Annotated in this window: 9 protein-coding genes; 5 read left to right on the top strand and 4 right to left on the bottom strand. The window is 44.0% G+C overall.

Annotated elements, in window-relative coordinates:
• Positions 1-420 precede the first annotated feature (420 nt).
• From LG368_RS05900 to LG368_RS05890, 3 genes are all read right to left on the bottom strand, one after another.
• Positions 421-1,938, bottom strand: a complete 1,518-nt coding sequence (locus LG368_RS05900) for a fumarate hydratase (protein WP_226753809.1) — start codon at positions 1,936-1,938, stop codon at positions 421-423.
• A 161-nt stretch (positions 1,939-2,099) separates the two neighbouring features.
• Positions 2,100-3,692: a DUF2786 domain-containing protein gene (locus tag LG368_RS05895; RefSeq protein WP_226753808.1), complete on the bottom strand. Its 1,593-nt coding sequence runs from the start codon at positions 3,690-3,692 to the stop codon at positions 2,100-2,102.
• A 96-nt stretch (positions 3,693-3,788) separates the two neighbouring features.
• On the bottom strand, positions 3,789-4,202 hold the full coding sequence (locus LG368_RS05890; RefSeq protein ID WP_226753807.1) for an HIT domain-containing protein: 414 nt from the start codon (positions 4,200-4,202) through the stop codon (positions 3,789-3,791).
• An 82-nt stretch (positions 4,203-4,284) separates the two neighbouring features.
• Here LG368_RS05890 and LG368_RS05885 point away from each other — a divergent pair, with 82 nt between their 5' ends.
• The 4 genes from LG368_RS05885 to wrbA all read left to right on the top strand — a co-directional run bounded on the left by LG368_RS05885 (position 4,285) and on the right by wrbA (position 8,002).
• Positions 4,285-5,154 carry an SMP-30/gluconolactonase/LRE family protein gene (locus tag LG368_RS05885; RefSeq protein ID WP_226753806.1) on the top strand — a complete coding sequence of 290 codons (870 nt, stop codon included), beginning with the start codon at positions 4,285-4,287 and terminating at the stop codon, positions 5,152-5,154.
• A 75-nt stretch (positions 5,155-5,229) separates the two neighbouring features.
• Positions 5,230-6,954 carry a proline--tRNA ligase gene (locus LG368_RS05880; RefSeq protein ID WP_226753805.1) on the top strand — a complete coding sequence of 575 codons (1,725 nt, stop codon included), beginning with the start codon at positions 5,230-5,232 and terminating at the stop codon, positions 6,952-6,954.
• 81 nt (positions 6,955-7,035) lie between these two features.
• Positions 7,036-7,380 carry an arsenate reductase (glutaredoxin) gene (gene arsC / locus LG368_RS05875; protein WP_226753804.1) on the top strand — a complete coding sequence of 115 codons (345 nt, stop codon included), beginning with the start codon at positions 7,036-7,038 and terminating at the stop codon, positions 7,378-7,380.
• A 22-nt stretch (positions 7,381-7,402) separates the two neighbouring features.
• Positions 7,403-8,002 (top strand): NAD(P)H:quinone oxidoreductase, encoded by a 600-nt coding sequence (gene wrbA / locus LG368_RS05870; RefSeq protein ID WP_226753803.1) that lies wholly within the window; start codon positions 7,403-7,405, stop codon positions 8,000-8,002.
• Between the two features lie 86 nt (positions 8,003-8,088).
• Here wrbA and cysB read toward each other — a convergent pair whose 3' ends face one another.
• Positions 8,089-9,063, bottom strand: coding sequence for an HTH-type transcriptional regulator CysB (gene cysB, locus LG368_RS05865; protein ID WP_226753802.1), 975 nt, complete (start codon positions 9,061-9,063; stop codon positions 8,089-8,091).
• Between the two features lie 214 nt (positions 9,064-9,277).
• Here cysB and LG368_RS05860 point away from each other — a divergent pair, with 214 nt between their 5' ends.
• Positions 9,278-10,354: a 3-deoxy-7-phosphoheptulonate synthase gene (locus LG368_RS05860; RefSeq protein WP_226753801.1), complete on the top strand. Its 1,077-nt coding sequence runs from the start codon at positions 9,278-9,280 to the stop codon at positions 10,352-10,354.
• The last annotated feature ends 23 nt before the right edge of the window (positions 10,355-10,377 follow it).

Genomic DNA, 10,377 nt, shown 5'->3' with positions numbered 1-10,377 from the left:
CTACCAAGGCAGAAACCAATCAAACATAAAGCGATTGCCGTGTAGACTCTCGTAAGACTTCAATTTTTTTGATCGCTCATAACCCACCTAGTAAACTAAGCAAACCATGTCGATCTTCTGAAGACTCCAGCGAGCGCCCACACAAATTATCTGATTATCTATTTTAAAGAGCGTTGCCAAGCTGCTTGCTTGGCTGAGTTCGTGTATAATACAGATTAATTTTCGATAAGCAACAAGAAATACAAATAAATTTTACTCATTATTTTAGTGGTCGCCAGCACCGCAAAACACTCGTCCAAGTTACTGTCAATCTAAAACAGACATCAGGCGTCGTAGATAAAAGAACAGACAATAGCACCAATAAAAAGGCCGCTTCTGTTTCCACTGAAGCGGCCTTTAAGAAATACAACTCTTGAGAACCTACTTAATTTCTAAAGCCTGGGCTTCAATTTTCGCCTTCCACTCTTGTGGACCTGTCACATGAACAGAAGTGCCGGAAGCATCCACTGCAACAGTAACTGGCATATCAACCACATCAAACTCGTAGATAGCTTCCATACCCAATTCAGGAAAAGCGATAACATCTGCCTTTTTAATCGCCTTAGATACTAGATAAGCTGCACCACCCACCGCCATTAGATAAACAGCACCAAACTCTTTAATTGCATCGATGGCAACTGGGCCTCGCTCAGACTTACCAATCATCCCAAGCAATCCGGTTTTATCTAAAATGGTATGAGTAAACTTGTCCATTCGTGTGGATGTCGTTGGGCCAGCAGGACCTACCGCTTCGTCACGCACAGGATCTACAGGCCCTACGTAATAAATGAAGCGACCTTTCAGATCTACTGGTAGCTCTTCGCCATTAGCAATCATTTCGACCATTTTTTTGTGAGCAGCATCGCGACCTGTCAACATTTTACCATTCAACAAAATGGTTTCACCTGGTACCCACTCCTTTACTTGCTCAGGAGTAATGGCATTTAAATCTACACGACGAACACTGTCGCCGACTTCCCAAGTAATTTCTGGCCAATCATCCAAAGAAGGAGGTACAAGGTCAGCAGGCCCCGTTCCGTCTAATACGAAATGCGCATGTCGAGTAGCGGCACAGTTTGGAATCATCGCCACTGGCAAGGATGCAGCGTGCGTAGGGTAATCCATGATTTTAACGTCCAGCACAGTGGTTAAACCGCCTAAACCTTGCGCACCAATACCAAGATCATTGACTGCTTTAAAGATCTCAAGACGTAGCTCTTCCAGACGGTTCTGAGGACCTCGCTCTTTTAGCTCATGAATATCAACTGGCTCCATGAGGGACTCTTTTGCCATAACCATTGCTTTTTCAGCTGTCCCCCCAATACCTATGCCTAGCATACCCGGAGGACACCAGCCCGCACCCATTGTCGGTACTGTTTTTTTAACCCACTCAACGATATCATCGGAAGGGTTGAGCATGGCAAGTTTAGACTTATTTTCTGAACCACCACCTTTGGCAGCAACATGCACTTCTACCGTATCACCAGGAACAACTTCCATATGGATAACGGCTGGCGTGTTGTCTTTGGTGTTTTTACGAGACCCTGCAGGATCAGCAAGTATCGAAGCACGAAGCACATTATCAGGATGAGTGTAGGCACGACGCACCCCCTCATTAATCATTTCATCAATACTTTTGGAGCCTTCCCATTGGACATTCATACCAATTTTGATAAACACCGTAACAATTCCAGTATCCTGACAAATTGGACGCTTACCCTCCGCACACATGCGAGAGTTAATCAAAATTTGAGCCATGGAATCTTTTGCGGCTTTACTTTCTTCTCTTTCATACGCTTCATGGACTGCTTTAACGAAATCCAAAGGGTGGTAATAAGAAATAAACTGCAATGCATCGGCAACGCTATCAATTAGATCGCCTTCTTTGATAATGCTCATGCTTCTCTCCTGCTGAGTATTACGGTTAATTCGAAGGCGAAATGGTAAAAGATGCAGGCTCGCAAAGAAAGCACTAAGCGCCTTGTTGGGAAAATATACCCTTTATCAGCTCTATGAATACAAAACAACACACTCACACAACACAAAACTTACCGCACCACCTAATGACTGACTCGCTGCCCTTCATTTAGGTCTGGCTTTTCTACAGAGTGCTGAATGTACTCTTCTAGTATTTGTGCAGTAAACATTTCACGCTCTGGCAAAGAAGCAATTCGCTCCGCTTCCCAGTTAATCAGGCGTATGAAAACAGAATACTTCTTAATACAGGCATACCCGACATCTCTCACGCTGATACTGTTAGACTCCATCAGATAAATGACTTGATCGAGGTGTTTTTGTGTTTCGAAATGCCCGCCCTCACTAGCAGCAGACAGCAGACGCTGCACATGTTGAAGTGGGTTTTCTGAGAGCTTTGATGTGTCTTTCTTTGATTTAACTGCCAGAAATTTGTCTAGCATTTTTTCGGTGTGCAACTCACGCTGATGAACGTCAGAAATTGTTGCTGACTCACGCTCTAATAGTCGAATAAAGAGACTTTTGTTTTGAATATCTGAAAACTCAAGATCTTTAAGAGAAAGCTTATTTGCTGACATAATGTCGATAACTTTTTCGTATGAAGTAGGTGCGTTTTCATTAGGTGATACAGCAAGGGCAAGATGATGTCGTAGGTCATGCATGATCTGAGCAGCAAGATAGTCTTCTCGTCTCTGCAAATGTTGGGCGTATTTTTTCTCCTGTTTCTGCAGAGTGCGATTAACAGCGTCGTATTCTTCAACCGCTGCTTGCTCTTCTTTTAGACGAATCATGCGAGTCTTTGTGCACTCTTGCTCCCAAGCCTCATAAGACTTCGCTCTAGCCTGAAAAGCTCTCTCAATCGCCTCTTCAAAACTTTGCTCAATTCGCGCTCGCTCGGCACGCTCTTGAATCTCTTTCTGCTCTTGATCTTGTCGCTTTTGTTTTTGCAGTGCTAGATATTCTTCGGCTAACACACGCTTTTTATCCAGTGCAGCGATTTCATCTTGAACACTTTTCTCATCAAACTCATTTAACTTAGCGTGGACACTTGCCCAATAACTGTCCTCTAAAAAAGGCACGCTAGGATCACTTGACGAATATTGTGTTTTTAATGTTTCTGACGACATATGGCTATCAGGACGAAAAGCTTGAGCAGCGTCAATAACATTGTCGTGACAGGTACGACCTTCTGAAACATCATCTTGTGTATTGTCTTGGGCATCATGGAAGAAAGTGAACTCAGCTTTAACCGAAGAATCTACAACACTTTCATCTTCAGACTTTTGACGACGGATGACATCTGACTCGTTGCCAGAAAAGTTAGCTGTCTGATCTGATTTAGCCATATCGTGATCGTCTAAGATGGTTTTTGCTGACTCATAACGCTTACTGGGATCCATCTCTTTTTCACTAAAACGACGATCGTAAACGGATTCGGAAACAGAGGACTTTGTCTCTTCTTTAGCATATCGTGGAGCACCACTCCAGCTTACTTTGTACAACATCGAACGCTCACACAATTGCAGAATAGGCAACTCTTTCTGAGCAATACGATGCTGTAATATAAGAGATTCAGCATGACGTAAGGCAACAACCGACTCACTCGAATTCGTTGATGTTGCAAGGTTTAGTAACTTAACCACTTTTTGAATGGCTTTTTTTCTTTTACTGATACTCATACAACCCTACTTCCAAATCAAAACCGTGACCCACAAACACACAGAACAAGCATAATCCAAACACTGGTAACGAAAAACTAGCTTTAGTTAACCTTATTAGGTTAGATCATCCCCAAGTAATAACTGAATTCTCTGCAATATTTTTGCCAAATCCATTTCAGAATATGGGATAGGAGTTAATTTCCCCCAAATAGGGGCAGGCCAACAGGCATCATTACAATAGCGTACAACATGATGAAGGTGCAGTTGCGGCACCAGATTGCCTATGGCGGCAACGTTTAACTTATCCGCAGCAAAAGCATCGTGTAGCACTTCCGACAAAAGACAGCTTTCTGCCATTAATTGCGAACGGTCTTCTTCATTTAACTGGTACGCTTCCGTGACCTCACTACGCTTAGGCACTAAAATAAACCACGGAAACTGACTATCATTAATGAGTCTAAGCTGGCACAAAGGAAACTCGCCAACCAGCACTGAATCACGGCTTAGTATGGGATTTAACTCAAACATCTTTTAACTTCCTATTTACAAAAAAGGCTTTCATAAGCACTATAGCAATTCATTTTCAAACCTCTAGACACTCGGAGATCGCATGACAGATATGCAGTGTGTTGTAGACGTACAAGCTAAACTGGCCGAATGTCCTCGTTGGGACGAGCGCACTCAGACGCTTTATTTTGTCGATATAGACGCTTTTATTTTATACGCTTACAACACAAAATCAAAAAGCCTTTCTCAACGCGAATTTAACGAAGAAATTGGGTGTTTTTCACTTATTGAAGGAGGTGGATTTATTGCTGCATTCCGATCAGGCGTTTATACATTTGACGAATTTAGTGGAGATCTTAAACCCTATTGGCTAGCACAATATGATCAAACGACCACACGTTTCAATGATGGACGATGTGATCTTAAAGGACGCTTTCTAGCGGGTACCATGTATTCACCAAAAGATGCTTTTAAAGGTGCACTACACCAGTTCTCAAATGGAAATGAAGTGATGCTGGACCAATCTGCTTGGACATCAAACGGGCTCGCCTTCTCACCCGATGGTTCTGTTATGTATTACGCCGACACGCCAAACCATGTTGTTTATCAGTTTGATTACAACCTAGAGGCAGGCACAGCAAGTAACAAACGCATCTTTATTGAATTTCCACATGGGAACGGCAGACCAGATGGCGCCGCTGTTGATTCAGAGGGGAATTATTGGACAGCCCTGTATCAAGGGCAACGTGTGGTAAAAATAAGCCCTACGGGTAAAATTTTGAAAGAATATCCCGTTCCTGCAACTTATCCAACCATGGTCGCTTTTGGGGGACCCACAATGTCAACGCTATTTGTCAGTACTTGCCGTGCTGCACAGACTGAAGAAGAACGACACCAGTTCCCCAAGGCCGGCGGTATTTTTATGCTGGAAACAGACGCCACAGGACAAATTGAACCGCGTTTTGCTGGCTAAAGCTCCCCAGCATGATATAAACAACAGCAAAATCTATTCACCACTCTAAACTAAAGAAGCACAGACGATATTATTATGCGCGCTAGCAATTATTTATTCTCAACATTACGTGATGCCCCAACCGATGCGGTTGTTACCAGCCACCAGCTCATGATTCGTGCTGGCATGATCCGCCAGATTTCAAAGGGCCTTTACACTTGGCTCCCAACCGGCCTCAAAGTATTCCGCAAAGTAGAAAAGATCGTACGGGATGAAATGGAGAAAGCAGGATCACTTGAGGTCATGATGCCTGGCGTTCAACCAGCAGAGCTTTGGCAAGAAACAGGCCGCTGGCAAAAATATGGACCCGAGTTACTCCGTTTAAAAGATCGTCATGGCCGTGACTACTGCCTCGGGCCAACCCACGAAGAAGTGATTACCGAATTGGCTAGAAACGAAATCACTAGCTACAAGCAACTGCCTATGAACTTCTTCCAAATTCAAACCAAATTTCGCGATGAAGTTCGTCCTCGTTTTGGCGTTATGCGTTCACGTGAGTTTTGCATGAAAGACGCTTACTCCTTCCATGTTGGTGCCGACTCACTTCAAGAAACTTACGACGTTATGCACCAAGCTTATTGCAATGTATTCGATCGTATTGGCCTAGATTATCGCCCTGTCCGTGCCGATACGGGCAGCATCGGTGGTGCTTTTTCACACGAATTCCATGTTCTTGCTGATTCAGGCGAAGATGATATTGCTTTCAGTGATTCCTCGGACTTCGCTGCGAACATAGAACTTGCCGAAGCCATTTGTCTTAAAGAGGCTGCAGATGAGCCAACAGAAACACTGAACGAAGTATTCACACCCGACTGCAAAACCATACAGAAAGTCGCTGAATTCTTATCACTCGATGTCACTAAGACAGTGAAAACCATGCTTGTAAAAGCAATAGATGAAAACGACCAACCTACTATAGTTGCTCTGGTACTGCGCGGTGATCACAACATCAATGAAATCAAAGTAGAAAAACTTGCGGGGCTAGTGACCCCTTTTGAGTTTGCTGACGAAAGCGATATCGTCGACAAAATTGGCTGTGCTCCAGGCTCTATTGGCCCTAAAGGTTTAGCCGAAAAAGGCATTCGCGTGATCGCAGATCGATCTGCGTCCGTTATGTCTGATTTCTGTGCGGGTGCCAACAAAGACGATTACCATTATGTCGGACTCAACTGGGCTAGAGACTGCGGCAACATAGAAATCGCCGACATTCGCAACGTTGTGGAAGGTGACCCTTCTCCAGATGGAAAGGGAACCATTGTTATTAAACGTGGTATCGAAGTGGGTCATATCTTTCAATTAGGCCAACAATACGCCCAAGCTTTAAAAGCAACGGTACTGGATGAAAATGGCAAGGCTCAAGTCATGCACATGGGTTGTTACGGCATTGGTGTGTCTCGTATTGTAGCAGCGGCGATCGAACAAAATTTCGATGACAAGGGTATTTTGTGGCCTGAAAGTATCGCTCCTTTCAACATTGCCATCGTCGCCATGAATTACGATAAGTCTGAAGCAGTCCGAAATCAATGTGACCGCCTTTACACAGAGCTAAAAGCAAAAGGCATGGATGTCCTTCTCGATGACCGAAAAGAACGACCAGGCGTTAAATTTGCTGACTGTGAACTTCTAGGCATCCCACACCGCATCGTTGTTGGTGATAAGGGGCTTGAAAAAGGAACGCTAGAATACCGCTACCGTAAATCAGACAGCAACGAAGACATTGCCATCGCTGATGTTATTGATTTCATTATTAGCAAACAGTAACCGCTCAAGCACCTCTATTTAAACTTAGGGGTGCTTTTTTTGCGTTACTTTTCCATTCACACTGACAAATAGGCGTAAATAATGACTACTATTTATCACAATCCACGTTGCTCAAAATCTCGTCAGACCTTACAACTTTTACTCGATAACCAGATTAAACCCAACATACGCTTATACCTTAAAGATGCTCCGAGTACCGCAGAACTTAACACACTCGTTCAGCAACTGAATATCAAACCACAACAACTTATGCGAACAAAGGATGCTCTTTATAAAGAGTTAGCCCTATCGGAAACAATGAGCGATGACGCCTGCATTGAAGTCATGCATAGCCACCCTGCTCTTATTGAGCGCCCTATTGTAATCCATAATGAACAAGCAAAAATTGGTCGCCCGCCTGAAAACGTACTCACTTTATTTAACTAAATATTAAATCAGGAATAAACAGATGAGCAATTCCAATTATGTACTGGTGTTATTTTACAGTCGCCATGGCTCTATTGCTGAAATGGCTAAATTTATCGCACGAGGCGTAAACAAAGTTACAAAAATGGACGTTAAGATTCGTCAAGTTCCCGATGTTTCCGACACGACAACCATTGCTTCTCCTGCTGTACCCGATGAGGGTGCACCTTATTGTACGCTAGAAGAGTTGGCTAATTGCTCAGCGTTAGCCATGGGGTCGCCTTCCTACTTCGGAAGCATGGCTGCGCCTCTTAAGCATTTTATTGACCAGACCTCCACGCTCTGGCTAACAGGTCGCCTTATCGATAAACCTGCCTGCGGCTTCACCAGCGCCAGCACCATGCACGGAGGACAAGAACAGTGCCTGCATAGCATGATGACGCCTTTACTCCATCACGGTATGGTTTGGGTAGGATTGCCTTACAAAAACAAAGCACTCATTAGCACAACAAGCGGCGGTACACCTTACGGCGCTAGCCATTTAGCCAATAGCACGAATGACACAACACTAACGGAGGATGAAAAGGCACTCTGTGAAGCGCAAGGTCAGCGTATTGCTGAAATGGCGTTGAAACTACAGTAGGCAAACAAGCCTACGATGGATGGAATAGAATAAAACGCCACAAAAGTGGCATTTTATTCACAACAAGCCTAACGACCCGCCCTCAATCAATACCTTGGCAACTCGACATTCTTAAATAATTTCTCAACGTCTTGCCGGTTGCCCGCTTCCATCGCCGACATGACGACTTCTTTCGTTAAATGGGGCGCAAAAGATTCAATAAACTTGTACATGTAGCCCCGAATAAAAGTATTGCTTCGGATGCCAATCTTAGTGCAACTGTCCGCAAAAAGATGAGAGGCGTCCAATGCAACCAAGTCCGCATCTTGTAGCTCATCGTGTGCCATAGACGCGACGATACCCACTCCCAAACCAAGCCGCACATAAGTTTTAATCACATCAGAATCGGCTGCCGTAAAAACAACATTAGGCTCTAACTCTGCATCTTGGAAAGCTTGGTCTAATTGAGAACGCCCAGTAAAGCCAAATACATAAGTAACAATAGGAAATGCCGCTAATGCTTCTAATGTCAATATATCAAGGCTTGCTAAAGCATGCCCTTTAGGCACGACAACTGAGCGATTCCATGTATAACAGGGCAGCATAACTAGGTTGCCGAATTGCTCAAGCGCTTCCGTCGCGATAGCAAAATCGACCGCACCATCATTCGCCATCTCAGCGATTTGCATCGGCGTACCTTGATGCATATGCAAACTCACTTCCGGATAACCATCAATGAACTGATTAATCACCTTGGGCAAAGCGTATCGCGCCTGTGTATGCGTGGTCGCAATATCAAGAGACCCCTTTCGCTCATTACTAAACTCTTTTGCAACGCGCTTGATATTTTGCGTCTGACTCAGCACGTCACCAGCCAAGGCAATGATTTTTTCTCCAGCAGGTGTCACGTGCGTTAGATGCTTACCACTTCTAGCGAAAACCTCTATACCCAGCTCATCTTCAAGTAAGCGAATTTGTTTACTCACACCTGGCTGAGAGGTATATAGACTCTGCGCTGTCGCAGATACATTTAAATCATGACGCGCCACTTCCCATATGTACCTAAGCTGTTGTAGCTTCATTATTTTCCTTATACGAAAAGGCGTTAAAAATAGAATAAAATATTACTTTATAGAATAATTAAAAATCTTAAGGGTTGCCACCGCTGATTTTACTTTTGGTGTAAAATAACTATCCCAATAATAATTAAAAATCATTATCTGGCGGTTCATCCATAGCGACAAACACGATATCGTAAACCGCTACAAACAAAAGTAAAAAGCAGGAAACCTCGTAATGAGTAACACACGTCTTGAAGATTTAAACATCGCCTCTTTTACCTCACTGGTAACACCGAGCCAATTGAAAGAAGCGTTGCCCGTCAGTGACAGCATCAGTCAACAGGTTGCTGAGTCACGTGACACCATCAAAAACATCATGGATGGAAAAGACCATCGCCTCGCTATCGTTATCGGCCCATGCTCTATTCATGACCCAGAAGCCGCACTGGATTATGCAACTCGACTAAAAGCACTTGCAGACAAGGTTGACGATACCCTTTTCATTATTATGCGCGCTTATTTTGAAAAGCCTCGTACAACGGTAGGTTGGAAAGGCTTGATCAATGATCCAAATTTAGATGGTACGTTTGATATTGACAAAGGCATTCGGATTGGCCGCAAACTGCTGATTGATTTGGCAGAACTTGGCTTACCTCTTGCGACAGAAGCCCTTGATCCTATTTCTCCTCAGTATATTCAAGACCTCATTAGCTGGTCCGCTATTGGCGCACGCACAACTGAATCACAAACACATCGTGAGATGGCATCAGGTTTATCAGGCCCAGTTGGCTTTAAAAATGGCACAGACGGGGGACTCACCGTTGCCGTCAACGCCATGCAATCCGTTTCTCATTCCCACTCATTTCTTGGTATCAACGAAAATGGGCAGGTTAGTATCGTAAATACAAAAGGCAACGCATACGGTCATCTTGTATTACGTGGCGGAAATGGCCTACCTAACTATGACGCAGAAAATATTGCCCAAAGTGAGTCTGCATTAAGTGCAGCCAAACTGAAGCACAACATTATGGTCGACTGTTCGCATGAGAACTCCAACAAGAAGCCAGAGCGTCAGGTGACCGTTGTAGAAGACAGTACCCAACAAATTCTGAACGGTAACCACTCTATCATGGGACTGATGATTGAAAGTAATATCGGTTGGGGTAATCAGAAAATGACAGAAAACCGTTGTGATTTACAATATGGCGTGTCGATTACCGATGCCTGCATTGATTGGGAAACAACGGAAAAATCACTTTTAGCGATGGCAGACGCCCTTCGCGACGTATTGCATAAACGAACTCGCGCGTAACATCAATTTCGCCATATAACAAA

Origin of the sequence: Marinomonas algarum, assembly GCF_020532605.1 — a bacterium.
Classification (GTDB): Bacteria; Pseudomonadota; Gammaproteobacteria; order Pseudomonadales; family Marinomonadaceae; genus Marinomonas; species Marinomonas algarum.
The sequence above is the reverse complement of the archived record's forward strand: the minus strand, read 5'-3'. Positions and strand labels throughout refer to the sequence as shown.

Bases quoted from the DNA above. Each gene is read 5' to 3' on its own strand.
- LG368_RS05900 (WP_226753809.1), bottom strand. From the start codon at position 1,938: ATGAGCATTATCAAAGAAGGCGATCTAATTGATAGCGTTGCCGATGCA.
- LG368_RS05895 (WP_226753808.1), bottom strand. From the start codon at position 3,692: ATGAGTATCAGTAAAAGAAAAAAAGCCATTCAAAAAGTGGTTAAGTTA.
- LG368_RS05890 (WP_226753807.1), bottom strand. From the start codon at position 4,202: ATGTTTGAGTTAAATCCCATACTAAGCCGTGATTCAGTGCTGGTTGGC.
- LG368_RS05885 (WP_226753806.1), top strand. From the start codon at position 4,285: ATGACAGATATGCAGTGTGTTGTAGACGTACAAGCTAAACTGGCCGAA.
- LG368_RS05880 (WP_226753805.1), top strand. From the start codon at position 5,230: ATGCGCGCTAGCAATTATTTATTCTCAACATTACGTGATGCCCCAACC.
- arsC (WP_226753804.1), top strand. From the start codon at position 7,036: ATGACTACTATTTATCACAATCCACGTTGCTCAAAATCTCGTCAGACC.
- wrbA (WP_226753803.1), top strand. From the start codon at position 7,403: ATGAGCAATTCCAATTATGTACTGGTGTTATTTTACAGTCGCCATGGC.
- cysB (WP_226753802.1), bottom strand. From the start codon at position 9,063: ATGAAGCTACAACAGCTTAGGTACATATGGGAAGTGGCGCGTCATGAT.
- LG368_RS05860 (WP_226753801.1), top strand. From the start codon at position 9,278: ATGAGTAACACACGTCTTGAAGATTTAAACATCGCCTCTTTTACCTCA.